We start from the raw sequence: 16,782 nt of genomic DNA on the forward strand, positions 1-16,782 counted from the left end.
TTGTCTTGCCATCGTTCGCCTGTTTTGTAAACACCCTCTCGTACTCCTGCGCTGAATATTACCTTGATCATATCAAGCCCGGTGCTAGCGTGGCACAACCCCAAGCTGCTCAGGAAAACTATCATGCAATCACCGCTCGTCATCACCGGCATGGGCATGATTAGCCCGCTTGGTTGCGGCGTCAATGCGGGCTGGGAGCGCCTGCTTGCCGGCCGCTCAGGCATCTCCCCGATCACCCGCTTCGATACCAATGAGCTGCCGATCAAGGTCGCGGGCTCGGTTCCCAGCATTTCCGACGACCCGGAAGCCGGCCTCGACTCGGATCGCGTGGCCGACGCCAAGGAGCGTCGCAAGATGGAGCTGTTCAGTCTCTACGCCATGGCCGCCGCCGAAGAGGCGCTGGCCCAGGCCAACTGGTTCCCAACGAGCGATGCGGAGCGTCTGGCCACAGCGACCATCGTGGGCTCCGGTATTGGCGGCTTCCCCACCATTACCCAGGCACAGAACACCCTGTCGACGCGCGGCCACCGCCGGCTCTCGCCTTTCACCGTGCCGGCCTTCCTGGCCAACCTGGCGGCGGGCAATGTGTCGATTCGCTATGGTTTTCGGGGGCCGCTGGGATGCCCGGTGACCGCCTGCGCGGCGGGCGTTCAGGCCATCGGCGATGGCATGCGCCTGATCCGCAGCGGCGAAGCCGACGTGGCTCTGGTAGGCGGCGCCGAGGCCTGTATCGACCCGCTCTCGCTGGCCAGCTTCCACGCCATGAAGGCACTCTCCACCGAGCAGGACGAACCCGCCAAGGCGTCGCGGCCCTTCGACCAGGCGCGCAACGGTTTCGTCATGGGGGAAGGTGCGGGGCTGTTGGTGATCGAGAGCCTGGCCCACGCCGAGGCACGCGGGGCAACGCCGCTAGCCATGCTCAGCGGCTATGGCACCAGCGCCGACGCCCACCACATCACCGCCGGGCCGGAAGACGGCGCCGGTGCCGCGGCGGCCATCCGGGCGGCGCTGAAAATGGCCGGGCTTTCTCCCGAGGCGATCGACCATATCAATGCCCACGCCACCTCGACGCCGGTCGGCGACCGAGCCGAGATCGCGTCCCTGCGCAATGCCTTCGGCGACGCCCTCGCCGGCATCCCGATTTCCGCGACCAAGTCGGCCACCGGCCATCTGCTCGGTGCGGCCGGCGGCGTGGAGAGCATCTTCTCCGCCCTGGCGGTCATGCACGACCGGCTGCCCCCGACCCTGAATCTCGAGAACGCCGACGGGGACCTGCAGGACCTGGATATAGTCGCGGGCTCGGCACGCGAGCACCGCAGCCAGCACGTGCTGTGCAACGGCTTCGGCTTTGGTGGGGTGAATGCCGCCCTGATCGTCAGCAAGGTGTAGGAAGTCAGTTCCGCAATCAACTGATGCCATGAACGGCAACACCCCGAGCCATGTGCTGGCTCGGGGTGTTGGGTTGTCGTACCAAGTCTCAATGACAATGAACCCTACCCACACTGTTATCCATGTGACAGCACTGCCCTGGTGGAGAACTTTTTCGACAGCCTCCTCCATGAGCTAGAACACTACTACTGAAAACCAATAGCGCAAAAGCAACGATTATTACCTTCATAGTTCCCCCTTCATTTAATTATTATCGGAAGTCCTGCACGGCAATTTTTTTTATTTAATTCACACTCCACTTCGCCATTCCTTGGGCTGCGCGACGCAGAAGCCCACGACCCGGGAGAAGCAGCGTTTTCCAATCAATTTTTCAAGGGATGGCCTTGGTAGACTCCAGCCGCGTTTTATAAACGGCGGTGTCTACGTTCATCTCAGCAGCACCGTCACTCATGGATTCATAGCCTCACCAAAGCTGCTATGTGCGTTGGTGCTTTCGCCGCCTTCCGGGCCATAGAAAAACACCCACGTAGCGAAGTCTTTGGTGAAATCCTCAAAGCGATGCTCGACGCCCGCGGGCACGAACAGCACCTCGCCGGGCTGAAATGGCTGCCGAGTGCTTCCATTCAAGAACTGCCCTGAGCCGGAGATGATGACGTACACCTCGTCCCTGGTGTGCGGGGCCTGGCGATCTACGCCTTCTGGCTTGTATATTTCAACCTGGAGTGAACCGTGCCGGAAGAGTTCCAAGAACGGCGTTCCGTCATTGGCTTGGAGCCTTTGGAGCGCGTTCGATGGGGTAAGACGATGCGTCATGGTTTTTCCTTTGGGCCTAGCCTCCACCGGCTTTTGCCTTACCGTAGCCAACCGTAACGTTTAGAGCAACGCCAATGTGAGCATTAGGCGAACTACCGCAGAATCTTCTCCATCGCCTTTCCTTTTGCAAGCTCATCAATCAGCTTGTCTAAGTAGCGTATTTTTTGCATCAGTGGATCTTCGACTTCTTCTACGCGGACACCGCACACCACACCCTTGATAAGCGAACTATTCGGATGAATGACTGGAGCTTGCGCAAAGAAGGTTTCAAAATCGTTTTCCTGTTCGATTTGATGCTGTAAACCCGCCTGGTCGTAGCCTGTCAGCCAGTAAATGATTTGATCAACTTCATCTTTCGTACGATTTTTGCGTTCTGCTTTTTGAACATAATATGGATAAACCTTTGCAAATGATGTCGCGAAAATGTGGTGCTTAGGCATCCTCAATCCTCCTGAGTCTGAGTGCGATACACATATTTGCTTCAGCTCGCTAACGATGGCTTACCGGCGAACAAGGCTTCCCCCCACACCGAACAGGCCGCCGCCCGTCAAGGCCTGGAATGATGACCACCGCTACAGATGCGAACAGTATCGAGGAGTCTCTTGCCAATGATCATTGATGCCATCCACATAGGTGATGGGGATATTCGACAACGGCGATGCATGCTCTGCTCGAAGCGAGCATGTTCGTAAGCCCCAACGGCCGTGCTCAGCCTCTACCTGGCGACGCAAGGTGGCAGCAGCGACATCGCCTGGAAGCGGTGGTTGAGTGACGCTCGCTCAGAATGGTGGTCCTGAACTCTGGAGGATATGTTTCTGTACCTCCACTTGGAGCATCGGCGCAATTTGTTTCGGAGGGTCCGAGACCGCACGCCATTCATCCAGAGCTTCTTCAGACTCCCAGAATTCGAAATTATTGATTCGACTCGAATCAACAGGGTCCGCCGTAATTGCTAGATCCAAACATCCGGGAGCATTGCGAGCACGCTGTATGAGGTCCCTGAAACTCTCCACTACCGCGTCTCGCTTCTCCGGCTCCACTGTAAACCAACCCGCGACAATAACCTTACGCTCGCCCATAGAAGTTTGTCCTCGTGAAATGTTCAACACATACAGGAAGTGAGCTCAATCTTGGGTAAATTAGCTCCCTTACCCATAGTCGAACGAACCTCGGCGAGATCGACAAGGTGCTGCATCGATGACGCCCTATGGCAATGCTGCCGCCGCGAAATGCGTCATCTGGTCCGCGTGCGCCTTCACGAAGGACGGGCGGGCCGTGGCACGCGCGACGTAGCCTCGGCAGGTCGGGTAATTTGCAAGCCCATCGAACCGATCGACGAGGCGCAGCACATCCGCCATGAGGATGTCGGCGACGGAGAAGGTCCCGGCTAGCCATTCGCGTCCAGCCAGGACCGCCTCCAGGTGCTGGAGCCTGGTGTCGAGAAACTTGTCCAACATTTTCCGACCCGGCGTTTCTTCGGTATCGCCAGTGAACATGAAGAGGGACCAGGGCAGGCTCGCCATCTCGACCGAGTTGAGCGCCGCAAATATCCATTCGATGACGTCGCTGCGAGTGCGCGGATCGGTAGGTATCAGCACCTCACTGCGCTCGCCCAGATGAAGCAGAATCGCCCCGCTCTCGAAGATCGAGAGGTCTCCATCGGTCAACCACGGCACCTGCCCGAAAGGTTGGTGTGAGAAATGCTCGGTACCTCGATCACGAAACGGCACGCTCTCGACGCGATAGGGCATGCCGGCCTCTTCCAGCGCCCAGCGCACCCGTAAGTCGCGCACATAGCCCCGTGGCATCTCGGGAACCCAGTCGAAAGTCGTGAGAATCAGATCGGTCATTTAACGCCTCCTTTTGAGGACGACGGCGTTTAAGCGCGCGTATCGCGTTGGCAAGGTCGTCGGTCTCGGTCTCTACACAGCGGGCTGGGTGGCCAGCTTCTTTTACACACTCTGAAGACATGGCTCCGAAGCAGAGCTTACGTGGTCTCAATGTTGCGAGCTGGGTTTGTCCTCGCCGTGCACGAGAATCGTCTCAAGTTCTCGTCTATCGACGCGCGGATCGTCGAGATCGACGACAATCCGACCGGGAGATAAAAGGTGCGGCCTACCGGTAATGCGTGTTTTTACAGCCGGCTTACCGCCGACCGCGATCTTCGTGGCGCTGAGGGTTCCAGAAAACTCATTGCCGTATGGAGAAATCGTTCGGATTGTCGAGCCGGCTTCAATTTCTCCACGGCGCGCAAGCCAAGCTAGAAGAGCGGTCGTTCCCGTCCCGGTGGGGCCGCGGCAAATGACACGCGGCTCCATATAGACCGCCACCCGCGCAACCGCCACACCCGAGGAGTCCGCCTCCAAAGGACTGGCAAGGAGCGCCAATGAAAGCGGCGGCATGGCGCCCAGAACCGGGTGATGGAGCTTTTGCCGGGCAGCAACGCGAAGAAAGTCGCTGAAGAATTGCGTCAATGTCGGAGTCGGCGTCCGCGCCGGATCGAGGCCCACATCCGTCGCCGACACGACGGCATAAAAAACGCCGCCATAGACGAGACTGTAGCGCACGCGTCCCCATCCCTCGACATCCGCCCAGCACTCCTCCTCCGCCACAAAACCGGGCAGCGCATCGTAGGAAACCGTTTCCAGTTTCCCCGCACGATGGGAAACATTCAGCCGGGTGACACCTCCAGGCGTCTCGAGCGATAAATCACCCTGCCCGTCTTTCAGGGCCAGCCGTTCGGCCTTGACCAGGGCAGCGACGGTGCACATGGCATTGGAACCGGAAAAATCCGGGTAACCCATCGTCCCCATGATGATCAGCCCGGCATCCGCCTCCGGACTCGCGGGCGGAACAACCAGATTGATGCAATGGGAGGGATCGCCATAGGGCTCCCGAATGAGAAGACGACGCAACCCGTCGGCACGCTCCCGCAAGAAGAGCGCGCGCTCCGCCACACTGCCCGTCGGCAGGTTTCCCACGCCGGCCATTACAACGCGGCCAAGGTCACCACCGGCATGGGCGTCGATGAGAGTGAGAATGCGGCAGTCGGCAAGCTTATCCGTAGCGCTCATCCTGTCTCCGGTGTTTCAGCGCCCCGTGCGGGAATGGCTTCGGCAGCGAGTAGCGTCTCTCAGGTACTGATCGCACTGGTAAAGGTCAGGCGGTTGCCGAACGGATCCGCCACCGTCATGTCCTTGCTGCCCCAGGGCATCTCCTCCATGCCCGGCTTGGCGTACGGATAGCCTGCCGCGTTCAATTGCTGATGGAAAGCTTCGAGCTCATCCGTTTCGATACGCAGTGCAGCGCCCGGGCAGCAGTCGCCATGGTGTTCGGAGAGGTGCAGAACACAGCCATCCTTGGAAATCTGCAGGTAGAGCGGCAAGCCCGGCTCGAAACGGTGCTCCCAATCGACGCAGAAGCCGAGGAAGTCAATGTAGAACTCCCTGGCTTTGACTTCATCGAAAATGCGGAGAATGGGTGTCGTCTTGCCAAAGCTCATACTGCTTGCTCTCCTTGCGCAGTTGGCAGTGCAACGACGCTGCGGCCTTTCAACCACCGCAGCGCCACCGGTCGTAAATGTGGTTCTGGCTATGCAGTAACAGCTCTGGCAGCCCGCGCCGCGTGCAACTTCTTGTAGCTTTCGATCAGGCGCTGGTGCCTGTCTATTCCCTCCAGCTTCATGCTGGTGGGCGTCAGGCCGTGGAAGCGTACCTCGCCGGTGACCGAGCCGACCACGGCGTCCATGTCCTCGTCGCCGAACATGCGCCGCAGGTTATAGAGATAGTCGTCCAGTTCCAGCTCATCATCCAGGGTGATTTCCAGCACCGCCTGCATCGCCTGGTAGAACAGCCCCCGCGCGACGCTGTTATCGTTGAACTGCAGGAACATCTCGACGTGGTCCAACGCCTCCTCGAACTGCTGCAGCGCCAGGTGGAGCAATAGCTTCAATTCCTGAATGGTGAGCTCGGACCAGACGGTGTTGTCGTCGAACTCGATGCCGATCAGGGTGACGATCTTCATCTGCTCGTCGAGCTCGCTCTCCTCCAGGCGCTCGAGCAGGTCGGTCAGCTGCGCATCATCCAGGGAATGCAGGTTGAGTATGTCCTCGCGGAAGGCCAGCGCCATGTTGGTGTTGTCCCAGATCAGGTCTTCCACGGGGTACACCTCGGAATAGCCTGGCACCAGGATGCGGCAGACCGGCGCTCCCAGCTGATCGAGCACGGCCATGTAAGCCTCGAAGCCCATATCCGCGAGGATATGGAACAGGCTGGCCGCTTCTTCCTCGTTGGTGCCGGAGAAGTCCCATTCGCAGAACTCGACGTCGGCGCGTGCGCTGAAGAAGCGCCAGGAGATCACCCCGGACGAATCGATGAAGTGCTCGACGCCGTTGTTCGGTTCGGCCACCGCCTGCGAGTTGAAGGTCGGCGGCGGCAGATCGCTCAAGCCCTCGAAACTGCGCCCCTGCAGCAGTTCGGTGAGACTGCGCTCAAGCGCCACTTCGAAACTGGGGTGCGCGCCGAACGACGCGAAGACACCGCCGGTTTTCGGGTTCATCAGCGTGACATTGGCCACCGGGAACTGACCGCCGAGGGAGGCATCCTTGACCAGCACCGGGAAGCCCTGCGCCTCCAGCGCCTCGATGCCCTCGAGAATGTTGGGGTATTTGGCCAGCACCGCCTCGGGCACGTCGGGCAGCACGATCTCTTCTTCGATGATCCGCCTCTTCACCGCCCGCTCGAATATCTCCGACAGGCACTGCACCTGCGCCTCGACCAGGGTGTTGCCGGCGCTCATGCCGTTGCTGAGGTAGAGGTTCTCGATCAGGTTGGAGGGGAAGTAGACCGTCTCGCCGTCCGACTGGCGCACGAAGGGCAAGGCAACGATGCCGCGCTCAGATTTGCCGGAGTTGGTATCGATCAGATGCGAGCCGCGCAGTTCGCCGTCCGGATCGTAGATCGCCCGGCAATGGTCATCCAGAATGCCGGCCGGCAGCTCGTCGTTCGGCCCCGGCTGGAACCACTCCTCGTTGGGGTAGTGAACGAAGGCGCTGCCCGCGATCTCCTCGCCGAAAAACTGGTCGTTGTAGAAGAAGTTGCAACTCAGGCGCTCGATGAACTCGCCCAGCGCCGAGCACAGCGCGGCTTCCTTGGTGGCGCCCTTGCCGTTGGTAAAGCACATCGGCGAGACGGCATCGCGAATGTGCAGCGACCACACGTGCGGCACGATGTTGCGCCACGAGGCGATCTCGATCTTCATGCCGAGAGCCTCGAGGATGCCGGTCATATTGGCGATGGTCTGCTCCAGCGGCAGGTCCTTGCCCTCGATCCAGGTGTCTTCACCTTCCACGGTGCCGCCCATCAGAAGCGCCTGGGCGTCTTCATCGATGTTATCGACCACCTCGATCTGGAACTCGGGGTTGTTCTGGATCACCCGCTTGACCGAGCAGCGCTCGATGGAGCGCAAAATGCCGGTGCGATCCTTGTCGGACAGATCATTCGGCAGTTCGATCTGAATCCTGAAAATCTGGTTGTAGCGGTTCTCCGGGTCGACGATGTTGTTCTGCGACAGCCGGATGTTCTCGGTGGGGATGTCCCGCGCGTTGCAGTACACCCGCACGAAGTAGGCGGCGCACAGCGCCGACGAGGCCAGGAAGTAGTCGAACGGCCCCGGTGCGGAGCCATCGCCCTTGTAGCGAATCGGCTGATCGGTGATGACGGTGAAGTCGTCGAACCTGGCTTCCTGACGCAGGTTCTCGAGATAGTTGACCTTGATTTCCATAAGCGGGAGCCGGGTTGATGGCTTTCGGGGAGTCGTGGACGTGTAGCCGGCCATTATCCCGATTTTGCCGCCCGGCGTCTTGGGTGGCGGGTGAAAAAACGCTCAATAGCACGCCGTGTGGTGAATCTGCCGGCGCCTGCTCCGGCAATGCCGAGAGGGAACTATCTTATACCTTCAACCGCAACTGAACCGCCTTGTTGGGTACCAAGTTCCACGTCATGTGGGCTTGCCCGAAGCATGACTTGAGAAGAATGTGATGACATGTCCTGCAGGCTCGCAGACAGTAAAAACCTCATGATCGATGGCTGGGCGAGCCTCAATCGGTGATGGTGCAAGCCCCAGAGATGTAAATCGCTGATGAGTTGCATGCAGATCATCAACCATGAGATCGAACGGGGCATCGCCGCCAACAATCTTGTGTTTCTGCATCAGGATTAAGTGCGTCCCGCCTCGCATTTCATAGACCGAGACTTCAGGCCCGTCGAATATCGGGCGCATACCAATTGTGCGCATGAATCGCGTAGATTTCTCCATGCGGTCCGTCTGCAGGACAACGTGCGCTACACCCACCGGAGGCCGCTGATCGTGCATGCTCATGTTCTTGGTACCCAACGCTAAAGTTAGCCGGCATCTAATTGCCTGGGCGTAACCGTGAGAGAAGGTGTCGTCGCCTACCCTGCCTGCTTCAGCCGCGGCGCGCCGCCTCGATTGCAGCGATGTCGATCTTTTTCATCTGCATCATCGCATCGAATGCGCGCTTGGCGACGGCGGAATCGGGATCGGTGACCGCTTTCGTCAGGGCGATCGGCGTAATCTGCCAGGACAATCCCCATTTGTCCTTGCACCAACCGCACGCGCTCTCCTGGCCGCCGTTGTCGACGATCGCGTTCCAGTAGCGATCCGTTTCGGCCTGGTCGGCGGTTGCTACCTGAAACGAGAACGCTTCGTTGTGCTTGAACATAGGGCCGCCGTTGAGCCCGAGGCACGGAATACCCATCACGCTAAACTCCACGGTCAGCACGTCGTCTTTCTTCCCCGACGGCAAGTCTCCCGGCACATGGTGCACCGCGCCGATCGATGAATCGGGAAAAACCTTGGTGTAAAACCGCGCCGCGTCCTCGGCGTCGCCATCGTACCAAAGGCAAATCGTGTTCTTTGCTTGCTTCATCATGTCATTTCTCCATATATATGCCGCCTAACGCCCAAGCTCAGCCGCCCGGCCAAAGCCGCGAAGTGGCGTAGGCCGGATCGGCTGGAGCGAATTGTTATGCGCTGGCCTTCTGCCACTTGACGCTCTCTTAGTTTGCCTAATCGCCTGTGGGAATCGCCGTTGGATCCATCCACATAGCCTCCCAGACATGCCCATCGGGATCCGCCAAGTTTCGGTTATACATAAAACCAAGTTCTTGGACGGGGTTGATGTCTGCTGTGCCACCATTTTTGGCAGCCGCTTCGTTCATGGCATCAACTGCTTCGCGACTTTCGCACGACAGGGCAAGCATCACTTCGCTAGAGGTTGCGGGTGGGATTGGACGGTCGGTGAAGGTACGCCACTTAGCATGTGTAAGCAGCATGACGTTGATCGCCTCACTCAATACCATGCATGCCGCCGTATCGTCGGTAAATTGTGGATTGTTCTCGAAGCCGATGGCCTTGTAGAAATCCATCGATGCATCGAGGTCCGTCACGGGCAGGTTCACGAAGATCATTCGGGACATTGTTCGCTTTCTCCAGGTTGTTGATAAAGCGACAGCTTCATATGCTGTCTTCTCTTAGTCGTACAGCCAATCGTGATTGCGACAGCCACGAGGAATTCTTCTGCACTCTGCCGAAGCTGCGATCTATATCACACAAAGCCACTAACCCTCCCGCTGCATCTTCTCACGCCGCGCCACTTCCGCCGGCGTGGGAGGGTCCATGGCAAAGTCGCCGGTTTTCACCGCGCCATCGCGTACATACTGCGCGATCACAATACCGCTGGGCGACACTCGACTGGCGGCCAGTTTGAACGCCGCTCCCTTGGCGCCATCGTCAAACAACTTCTTGCCTCCCCCGAGTACGACTGGGAATGTGAACATATTGATCTCGTCGATGAGATCACTCGCAAGCAGCGTTCGGATCAGGTCGGTGCTACCTTGCGTGACTAGCGCTGGCCCATCTTCCTGCTTCAGCTTGGCGACATCGTGCGCTGCGTCACGGAGAGCCATCGAGCCCTTCCAGGTCAGATTCAGCCCTTTTCGGGTCGCAACGTACTTTTTGATCGAATTGAAGGTTCTCGCGATGGAATCATCAGGTCCGTCCTCGGCATACGGCCAGTGCGCGGCGAAGATCTCGTAGGTCTTTCGTCCGAGCAACAGGTCGAACGGCTGACTGAACATCTTGTCGATCTCTTCGCCGAACACCTCGTCCGCCAGCGGCGCGACCCAGCCGCCGTAGCTGAACCCACTGGTCGGATCTTCCTGGGGCCCGCCGGGCGCCTGCATGACACCATCCAGTGAAACCATGGCGCCGACAATCACTTTTCGCATGAGCTCATCCTCCTGGTTTGCTTTCTAGCACCCAGTAGTCGAACGAGACACCGCGTAATCGACAGCCCGGTGCATTCTGGGTGTGAGTGGCGCCCAACGCCTGGGCTGCTCAAGGTGACTTTGGATAATCTCTAGCTCTAGCTGATTGTCGAACGACACCGTACAAAATCGACACTGACGCGGCTGAGGCCTAACGTCAGAAAAGACCTGGAGGCTCAAGGCCGAGAGGCTATTGTTGGGTATTGACAGGAAGTCTCTTACGGAATTGTTAGGCCGCATGGTTATCCCAATAACCATAGAATTTTCTAATCCATTGAAAAACGTATGCGTCACACGATGTAAAAATGAATTGCTAGCCGATTGACCGCGCCAGACTGCATCGGGGTCAAATCCACTATAGCGGCATACAATAAAGGTTCCATCTCGCGCGCCTGGCGCGAGCGTTTTCGCTACTCAAGAATAGGAGGTTTCAACCCATGTCATTGACTCCTTCCAACATGCTCGACCTGGGCTCGCCAATGCCTGCCTTCCGGCTGCCCGATCCCGAGGGCAAGGAAGTCTCAAGCGAGGAGTTCGCCGGGCAGCCACTGGTGGTGGCATTCATCTGCAACCACTGCCCGTTCGTCAAGCACGTTGCCGATGCCTTCGCCGAGTTCGCCCGCGAGTATCAGGAGCAAGGCCTGGCGGTGGTCGCGATCAACAGCAACGACTTCCATAGTTACCCGGACGACAGCCCGGAGAAGATGCTCGAGGAGGCTCGCCAGCGCGGCTACACCTTCCCCTACCTGGTGGACGAGAGTCAGGAGGTAGCGCGCGCCTTCGAGGCGGCCTGCACACCGGATTTCTTCCTGTTTGATGGCGAGCACAAGCTGGCCTACCGCGGCCAGTTCGACGATAGCCGCCCGAGCAAGGAAACGCCGGTGACTGGCGCGGATCTGCGCACAGCAGCCGATGCGGTGCTGGCAGGCCAAGTGCCGGACGCCCAGCAGAAGCCGTCGATGGGTTGCAACATCAAGTGGAAGCTTGGCCGCAGAAACTGAGTGGTCGCCGCGCCGTCACATTAGCGTCCTATACTCAAGGCTCCTATGCCACTCACAAAGGACAGCGAGCCCACCATGCCCAATAACAAGACCTTCTCCGCCACTCTCTGCCTACTACTCTCGATAATTGCCTTCGCGCCCGCCTGGGCGGCAAATAATGAGACAAGCACTGAAGAGGCCATCATCGCGGCTGCCAAGAACGTCACCCTCGGCCCGCGTCCACTCTATTTGGTCCAGGACATGGACGAGGAAACGCAGCGTTCCCGCAAGCTCAAGGCCAAGCTGCTGAACTGTGCCGCCCAGCAAGATGACTGGCAACGCACGGAGTTTTCCATCGCCCATCGCGGGGCGCCGTTGCAGTTTCCCGAACATACACGGGAAGCCTATATTGCCGGGGCCCAGATGGGCGCCGGCATCATGGAATGCGATGTCACCTTTACCGCGGACAAGGAACTGGTCTGCCGCCATTCGCAGTGTGACCTGCACGCCACCACCAACATCCTCGCGACGGACCTGGCCCAGAAATGCAGCGTACCGCCCGAGTTCGATCCACAAAGTGGCGAACTGCTAAACGCAGCGGCCATTCAGTGTTGCACCAGCGACATTACCCTCGCCGAGTTCAAGACGCTCGAGGGCAAGATGGAAGGCGCCAATCCCGAAGCACGCAGCCTCGAAGCCTATATGAATAGCACGCCCGACTGGCGCACCGATCTGTATGCACAGCGCGGTACGCTGATGACCCATGCTGAAAGCATCGAACTTTTCAAGGCGCTGGGTGTGAAGATGACCCCGGAGCTAAAGGCACCCAGCGTCTCCATGCCCTTCGATGGCATGTCGCAAGAAGACTATGCCCGGAAGATGATCGATGAATACAAGGCGGCGAATGTCCCGCCGAGTAACGTCTATCCGCAGTCATTCGAGTTGGAGGATGTACGCTACTGGATCGAGAACACGCCCGCGTTCGGCAAGCAGGCCGTCTATCTCGACGATCGCTACGACGAGGAGGGCTTCGTATATGACGATCCGGCAACTTGGGAGCCAAGCATGCAAGAGCTGGTCGACCAGGGCGTCAATATCATCGCGCCGCCGTTGTGGATGCTGCTGGCTTCCAATCCCGATGCCGGTGAAACCGGCAGCCGCATCGTGCCGTCGGTTTACGCCGAACGCGCCAAGCAGGCTGGCCTGGATATCATTGCCTGGAGTTTCGAGCGCTCGGGCCCGTTGACCAAGGACGGCGAATGGTATCACCGGACCACCGACGACGTGATCGACAGCGACGGCGACAAGCTGCTCTCGCTGGATGTGCTGGCGCGCGATGTCGAGGTGATCGGCCTGTTCTCGGACTGGCCAGCTACGGTCACCTTCTATGACAACTGCGTGAACACCGACACCTGATCCCAAACCCACATCAGGCGGCAAGCCCGCATCGAGCATCAAACAATGAGCGCTGCCTTGTTTTCTCTATCGAGACAAGGCAGCGCCGGATTTTTGGTTCAGGCTAAAGCGGTCTGCTGCGGTGGACGAGATACGTCAGCGATCCACTACGCCCGCTGCTCGGCGATGGCCTCGAACGCCTGCTGATCACGATCGCTAAAGAAGCACAGCGTCACCTGCAAGTCATGTGCATCCAGCGCCTCTTCCAGCGTATCGATCACGATGTGCGCTGCCTCGTCGAACGGATAGCCGTAGACGCCGGTGGAGATCGCCGGGAAGGCGATGCTGCGACAGTCGTGCTTGTCGGCCAGCGCCAGGGCGTTGCGGTAGCAGTTGGCGAGCAGATGTGACTTGTCCTTGGTCTTGGCGTAGACCGGGCCCACGGTGTGGATCACGTAGCGCGCCGGTAGGTTGAAGCCGTCGGTCAGGGCGACCTCACCGTCCGGCAGGCCGTCGGGCCAGTCGGTGTCGCGCAGACGCTGGCAGGCCTGCTTGAGCTCGGAGCCGGCGGCACGGTGAATGGCGCCATCCACGCCCCCGCCGCCCATTAATGAGTGATTGGCGGCGTTGACGATGGCGTCCACCTCGAGCCGGGTGATGTCGCCGGTGATCACACTGACCCGGCGATTGAACAGGTCCTTGTCCATCGCTCCTCCTGAGCGTTGCCTGAACAATGCATGAGCTCATTTCTGAGCGTAGCAGTTGTGGAATCTCAGGGGCGTGTCGCCTGAATAAGCAGGTTGCGCGGCGTCAGCTCGCGTTCGCAGAAGGTGCCGAGCCTGACCCGGTAACCAGCCTCCTCCAGCAGCATCAGCCGATCCAGCACCAGCCAAACCTCCAGCGGGCGCCGGAACAGATGGCGCACCAGCTCCAGGCGCTGCACCTCGGCCAGGCGTCGCCAGCCGGCGGCTTCCCATTCCTCCCACTCGATCCCCTTATTCGTACTTTCGGGCAATGAGAGCCCCTTCTGCTGCGCCGCCCAACGGCAGAAGTCGGCGAAGCTCGCCGGCATGCGTCCATAGGCCAGACTGGGCACCGGCAGATAACGGTCACAATCGCGCACGTCGCGCTGCAGCAGGTCGAAGCCCAGGCGCCAGGCATTGGCCCGCTCACGCTGCCGGCTCACCGCCGCCGATGCGGTCACGGTTTCCTGCACGGCCAGGGCCAGGTCGTCGCGCTCGAGTTGCAGATCGTGTGACTCGGCCAGGCGCCGCCCCAGTTGCGAAAGCGGACGGTAATGGTCGGCCGCGGTGCGCTGATAACAGCATGGCGCCAGGGTGATATCGCAGCCAGTTTCCGCCGCCCGCTGCAACAGCCGGGTATGCAGGTCGCCACAGGCGTGCAGAGCAACCACGTGCCCTTGCGGATCGAGCCAGCGCCCGGCGTCTGGGGCTATCACGTCCTGCTGGATCAATTTCAGCGCTACACCCTGGCGCTCGGCCAGTTGCCTGCCCTGCTCGCACAGCTCGGCCTGCCACTCCAGCGCTGTTACCTCGCTGCCATGCAATCGGCTCAGAGTGCGTGCCAGGTGGCCCTTGCCGGCACACCACTCCAACATGGCCTGCCCAGGCTTCGCCTCGACTCGGTGAACGAAGGCTTCCAGTTGCTGCCACTTGCGCCCGCCGATGTGATCGCCCCAGCGGTTGGGCAAGGCGGACTCATCGGCGGCGTGGCGCGACGGCAATTGCGTCAGCTCCGTCAACTCGGCCACCGGTAGCCAGGTGCCAATCCCGCTGGTCGCGAAGGGATCCCTCTCCAGCCGGATCCAGTTCGCTTCGTCCAACAACATAAGATAACGGTATAAACCAGAATGCCGCGATGCCCAGGGCATCTGCCGGTGATGAAAAGGCAAGGGCCGCCAGAGCGGCTGCCATTCGGTCAGCAGCGCGGTGAGTCGCTGAAAGCGTTCGGCATAGGTCATAGGCATCCAGGGCTCAGTCCTCGACGAACGACTTCAAGCGTGACAGGGCGTCATCCCACTCTTCGCAAACCCGATCGAGGTACGAGCGCACGTCCTCGATGGGTTCGGGAACGTAGGAGAAGTGATTTTCTCGGCCGACGCGGCGCGACCTGACGATACCCGCCTGCTCGAGCACATGAAGATGCTTGGTGATGGCCTGACGCGACATCCGGAAGTCGGATGTCAGTCGACTGATCGACCGGGATTGGCCATCACGCAGTGTCAGCACCAGCATCAGGCGGTTGGTGTCGCCCAGGGCGGCGAACACCGGTACCGGATCGCGCTTCGCGACCGTTGCACTAGGCCTCGACATACGCCTGAATATTGGACGTTTGCTCTTCCCATCCGGACTCGTTCATGCGCAGGGCCTCCATCCGGCGCCCTTCCGGTATGCGACTGAAGCCCGATTCCGTGATGACGAGACGCGTACCGCCGGAGATGGGCTCCAGTCGGAACTCCACCAGCGTTGGTGGCTCGTCCACGTAGTCTCTGTCAGGGTCGACGGCATAAGGGTGCCAGGTAAACGAGAACAGACGCTCGGGCTCCATGGCCTGAATCCTTGCCTCCCATTGGACGTGTTCGTAGCCCGGATAGGTGATATGGCCTCGGGAGACCTCGCCTACCTCGAAGGGGCCATCCAACTTGACGCGGAACCATTCGCCGAACTGCCGATGGTCCGTCAACGCATGCCAGACGCGCTCGACCGGTGCTTTTAGCTCGATGCTCTTCTCGATGCTGTCTTTCATAACGCAACCTCCTGGTTGCGTTTAGCATCGACTATTGTGGCGAAAAACGCAACCGTTCGGCTGCATAAATAGTCGGCACACGGAACGTGCTACAGATTGCGTTGCTGGCAAGTCACGGTCGCCAAGCCGTATATTAGCGGTTTTGCCCAAGCAGCGACGCCGCCATGCAAGCGCATCTCGAACAGCGAGCCCTGAAGCTCTCCATCACCATGACTCTGGTCGTCGCCGCCCTGGGTGTCGTCCTGGGCCTGCTGGCCGGTTCGCAGTCCATCCTCTTCGACGGGGTATTTTCCACCATCGATGCAGCCATGTCCGGCCTCGCGCTGCTGGTGTCGCGCCTGGTCGTGCGCCAGACTAGCCAGCGCTTCCAGCATGGTTATTGGCACTTCGAGCCAATGGTGGCCGCGCTCAACGGCGCCATCCTGACGCTGCTGTGTTTCTACGCCTTTCTCAATGCCATACAGGGCTTGATGGAAGGTGGGCAGGAACTCGCCTTCGGTGTGGCCATCGCCTATGCAGTGCTGGTCGCAGCGGTGTGCTTCGGTATGTACGCCTTCGAGCGACGCATCAATCGCGAGGCGAACTCCGAGTTCGTGCGTATCGATATCCAGAGCTGGCTAATGGCCGCACTGATCACCTCCGCCCTGCTGGTGGCCTTCGTGATTGCGCTATTTCTGGAAGGCACGGCCTGGTCGCACTGGACCCCCTATGTGGATTCCCTGCTGCTGGCGATACTCACGCTTTGCTTCATGCCGGTACCCATCGGCATCGTGCGTCGCGCCATGAAGGAGGTGTTCCTGATCGCCCCCAGCCACATCGACCGGGAAGTCCACGCCGCCATGCAGCAAGTGATGCAGCGCGACGGTCTGCTCCAGTATCACAGTCATGTAGCCAAGACCGGACGCGGTCATTTCATCGAGATCCACATCATCACCCGCACGGATTTCGCGACCCAGCGAGGCATGATCGTCCTCGACGAGATTCGCGAGGAGATCGCCGCGCAACTCAGCATTCCCGCCGAGCAGCGCTGGTTCACGGTGGCCTTCACCGCCGATCCGCGCTGGGCCTGAGCCGACCAGCCATTCCGCTGC

19 protein-coding genes are annotated in these 16,782 nt (G+C 59.7%); 4 read left to right on the forward strand and 15 right to left on the reverse strand.

All coding sequences use genetic code 11. The annotated features are described in order from the left end of the window. Window positions 1-123: 123 nt before the first annotated feature. Window positions 124-1,389 carry a beta-ketoacyl-ACP synthase II gene (fabF, locus tag BLR92_RS11480; RefSeq protein ID WP_089728669.1) on the forward strand — a complete coding sequence of 422 codons (1,266 nt, stop codon included), beginning with the start codon at window positions 124-126 and terminating at the stop codon, window positions 1,387-1,389. Window positions 1,390-1,836: 447 nt separating this feature from the next. Here the strand turns inward: fabF and BLR92_RS11485 are convergent, their stop codons facing one another. The 11 genes from BLR92_RS11485 to BLR92_RS11535 form a co-directional block, all read right to left on the reverse strand. Beyond that, entirely contained in the window at window positions 1,837-2,202 is a 366-nt protein-coding gene (locus BLR92_RS11485; RefSeq protein ID WP_089728671.1) for a cupin domain-containing protein, read from the reverse strand. A gap of 92 nt (window positions 2,203-2,294) precedes the next feature. Continuing rightward, window positions 2,295-2,642 (reverse strand): DUF2200 domain-containing protein, encoded by a 348-nt coding sequence (locus BLR92_RS11490; RefSeq protein ID WP_089728673.1) that lies wholly within the window; start codon window positions 2,640-2,642, stop codon window positions 2,295-2,297. Window positions 2,643-2,981: 339 nt separating this feature from the next. Next, the gene (locus BLR92_RS20170) at window positions 2,982-3,281 is read right to left on the reverse strand and encodes a putative quinol monooxygenase (RefSeq protein ID WP_089728675.1); all 300 of its coding nucleotides are present in this window, start codon (window positions 3,279-3,281) and stop codon (window positions 2,982-2,984) included. A gap of 126 nt (window positions 3,282-3,407) precedes the next feature. Further along, a complete protein-coding gene (locus BLR92_RS11500; protein ID WP_089728677.1) occupies window positions 3,408-4,052 on the reverse strand; it encodes a glutathione S-transferase family protein in 645 nt (214 codons plus the stop codon). Between the two features lie 147 nt (window positions 4,053-4,199). After that, entirely contained in the window at window positions 4,200-5,276 is a 1,077-nt protein-coding gene (locus BLR92_RS11505; protein WP_089728679.1) for a proline racemase family protein, read from the reverse strand. A gap of 59 nt (window positions 5,277-5,335) precedes the next feature. Beyond that, on the reverse strand, window positions 5,336-5,704 hold the full coding sequence (locus tag BLR92_RS11510) for a glyoxalase superfamily protein (protein WP_089728682.1): 369 nt from the start codon (window positions 5,702-5,704) through the stop codon (window positions 5,336-5,338). An 89-nt stretch (window positions 5,705-5,793) separates the two neighbouring features. Next, complete coding sequence (locus BLR92_RS11515) at window positions 5,794-7,983, reverse strand: OsmC domain/YcaO domain-containing protein (RefSeq protein ID WP_089728684.1); 2,190 nt, start codon at window positions 7,981-7,983, stop codon at window positions 5,794-5,796. 216 nt (window positions 7,984-8,199) lie between these two features. Further along, on the reverse strand, window positions 8,200-8,580 hold the full coding sequence (locus tag BLR92_RS11520; protein WP_089728685.1) for a VOC family protein: 381 nt from the start codon (window positions 8,578-8,580) through the stop codon (window positions 8,200-8,202). A gap of 88 nt (window positions 8,581-8,668) precedes the next feature. Continuing rightward, entirely contained in the window at window positions 8,669-9,154 is a 486-nt protein-coding gene (locus BLR92_RS11525; RefSeq protein ID WP_089728687.1) for a VOC family protein, read from the reverse strand. A gap of 136 nt (window positions 9,155-9,290) precedes the next feature. Beyond that, window positions 9,291-9,701, reverse strand: a complete 411-nt coding sequence (locus BLR92_RS11530) for a VOC family protein (RefSeq protein ID WP_089728689.1) — start codon at window positions 9,699-9,701, stop codon at window positions 9,291-9,293. A gap of 141 nt (window positions 9,702-9,842) precedes the next feature. After that, complete coding sequence (locus tag BLR92_RS11535; RefSeq protein WP_089728691.1) at window positions 9,843-10,511, reverse strand: dihydrofolate reductase family protein; 669 nt, start codon at window positions 10,509-10,511, stop codon at window positions 9,843-9,845. A 476-nt stretch (window positions 10,512-10,987) separates the two neighbouring features. On the opposite strand from BLR92_RS11535, the gene BLR92_RS11540 reads away from it, so the two are divergent. Both BLR92_RS11540 and BLR92_RS11545 read left to right on the forward strand, forming a co-directional pair. After that, window positions 10,988-11,551, forward strand: a complete 564-nt coding sequence (locus BLR92_RS11540; protein ID WP_089728693.1) for a thioredoxin family protein — start codon at window positions 10,988-10,990, stop codon at window positions 11,549-11,551. A 75-nt stretch (window positions 11,552-11,626) separates the two neighbouring features. Further along, window positions 11,627-12,946 (forward strand): glycerophosphodiester phosphodiesterase family protein, encoded by a 1,320-nt coding sequence (locus tag BLR92_RS11545; protein WP_089728695.1) that lies wholly within the window; start codon window positions 11,627-11,629, stop codon window positions 12,944-12,946. Window positions 12,947-13,092: 146 nt separating this feature from the next. On the opposite strand, the gene BLR92_RS11550 is transcribed toward BLR92_RS11545, so the two are convergent. From BLR92_RS11550 to BLR92_RS11565, 4 genes are all read right to left on the reverse strand, one after another. Next, window positions 13,093-13,632 (reverse strand): O-acetyl-ADP-ribose deacetylase, encoded by a 540-nt coding sequence (locus BLR92_RS11550; protein WP_089728697.1) that lies wholly within the window; start codon window positions 13,630-13,632, stop codon window positions 13,093-13,095. A gap of 65 nt (window positions 13,633-13,697) precedes the next feature. Beyond that, the gene (locus BLR92_RS11555) at window positions 13,698-14,912 is read right to left on the reverse strand and encodes a methyltransferase (protein ID WP_089728699.1); all 1,215 of its coding nucleotides are present in this window, start codon (window positions 14,910-14,912) and stop codon (window positions 13,698-13,700) included. A gap of 7 nt (window positions 14,913-14,919) precedes the next feature. After that, window positions 14,920-15,258: an ArsR/SmtB family transcription factor gene (locus BLR92_RS11560; RefSeq protein WP_089728701.1), complete on the reverse strand. Its 339-nt coding sequence runs from the start codon at window positions 15,256-15,258 to the stop codon at window positions 14,920-14,922. After that, window positions 15,245-15,691 (reverse strand): SRPBCC family protein, encoded by a 447-nt coding sequence (locus BLR92_RS11565; RefSeq protein WP_089728703.1) that lies wholly within the window; start codon window positions 15,689-15,691, stop codon window positions 15,245-15,247. The genes BLR92_RS11560 and BLR92_RS11565 overlap by 14 nt, the downstream gene beginning before the upstream one ends. 164 nt (window positions 15,692-15,855) lie before the next feature. Here BLR92_RS11565 and BLR92_RS11570 point away from each other — a divergent pair, with 164 nt between their 5' ends. Further along, entirely contained in the window at window positions 15,856-16,761 is a 906-nt protein-coding gene (locus BLR92_RS11570; RefSeq protein ID WP_089728705.1) for a cation diffusion facilitator family transporter, read from the forward strand. Window positions 16,762-16,782: the final 21 nt, after the last annotated feature.

Source organism: Modicisalibacter muralis, from assembly GCF_900102945.1.
GTDB classification, from domain to species: Bacteria; Pseudomonadota; Gammaproteobacteria; order Pseudomonadales; family Halomonadaceae; genus Modicisalibacter; species Modicisalibacter muralis.

Bases quoted from the DNA above. Each gene is read 5' to 3' on its own strand.
- BLR92_RS11560 (WP_089728701.1), bottom strand. From the start codon at position 15,258: ATGTCGAGGCCTAGTGCAACGGTCGCGAAGCGCGATCCGGTACCGGTG.
- BLR92_RS11510 (WP_089728682.1), bottom strand. From the start codon at position 5,704: ATGAGCTTTGGCAAGACGACACCCATTCTCCGCATTTTCGATGAAGTC.
- fabF (WP_089728669.1), top strand. From the start codon at position 124: ATGCAATCACCGCTCGTCATCACCGGCATGGGCATGATTAGCCCGCTT.
- BLR92_RS11570 (WP_089728705.1), top strand. From the start codon at position 15,856: ATGCAAGCGCATCTCGAACAGCGAGCCCTGAAGCTCTCCATCACCATG.
- BLR92_RS11500 (WP_089728677.1), bottom strand. From the start codon at position 4,052: ATGACCGATCTGATTCTCACGACTTTCGACTGGGTTCCCGAGATGCCA.
- BLR92_RS11530 (WP_089728689.1), bottom strand. From the start codon at position 9,701: ATGTCCCGAATGATCTTCGTGAACCTGCCCGTGACGGACCTCGATGCA.
- BLR92_RS11525 (WP_089728687.1), bottom strand. From the start codon at position 9,154: ATGATGAAGCAAGCAAAGAACACGATTTGCCTTTGGTACGATGGCGAC.
- BLR92_RS11490 (WP_089728673.1), bottom strand. From the start codon at position 2,642: ATGCCTAAGCACCACATTTTCGCGACATCATTTGCAAAGGTTTATCCA.
- BLR92_RS11535 (WP_089728691.1), bottom strand. From the start codon at position 10,511: ATGCGAAAAGTGATTGTCGGCGCCATGGTTTCACTGGATGGTGTCATG.
- BLR92_RS11515 (WP_089728684.1), bottom strand. From the start codon at position 7,983: ATGGAAATCAAGGTCAACTATCTCGAGAACCTGCGTCAGGAAGCCAGG.
- BLR92_RS20170 (WP_089728675.1), bottom strand. From the start codon at position 3,281: ATGGGCGAGCGTAAGGTTATTGTCGCGGGTTGGTTTACAGTGGAGCCG.
- BLR92_RS11550 (WP_089728697.1), bottom strand. From the start codon at position 13,632: ATGGACAAGGACCTGTTCAATCGCCGGGTCAGTGTGATCACCGGCGAC.
- BLR92_RS11520 (WP_089728685.1), bottom strand. From the start codon at position 8,580: ATGAGCATGCACGATCAGCGGCCTCCGGTGGGTGTAGCGCACGTTGTC.
- BLR92_RS11485 (WP_089728671.1), bottom strand. From the start codon at position 2,202: ATGACGCATCGTCTTACCCCATCGAACGCGCTCCAAAGGCTCCAAGCC.
- BLR92_RS11505 (WP_089728679.1), bottom strand. From the start codon at position 5,276: ATGAGCGCTACGGATAAGCTTGCCGACTGCCGCATTCTCACTCTCATC.
- BLR92_RS11565 (WP_089728703.1), bottom strand. From the start codon at position 15,691: ATGAAAGACAGCATCGAGAAGAGCATCGAGCTAAAAGCACCGGTCGAG.
- BLR92_RS11555 (WP_089728699.1), bottom strand. From the start codon at position 14,912: ATGCCTATGACCTATGCCGAACGCTTTCAGCGACTCACCGCGCTGCTG.
- BLR92_RS11545 (WP_089728695.1), top strand. From the start codon at position 11,627: ATGCCCAATAACAAGACCTTCTCCGCCACTCTCTGCCTACTACTCTCG.
- BLR92_RS11540 (WP_089728693.1), top strand. From the start codon at position 10,988: ATGTCATTGACTCCTTCCAACATGCTCGACCTGGGCTCGCCAATGCCT.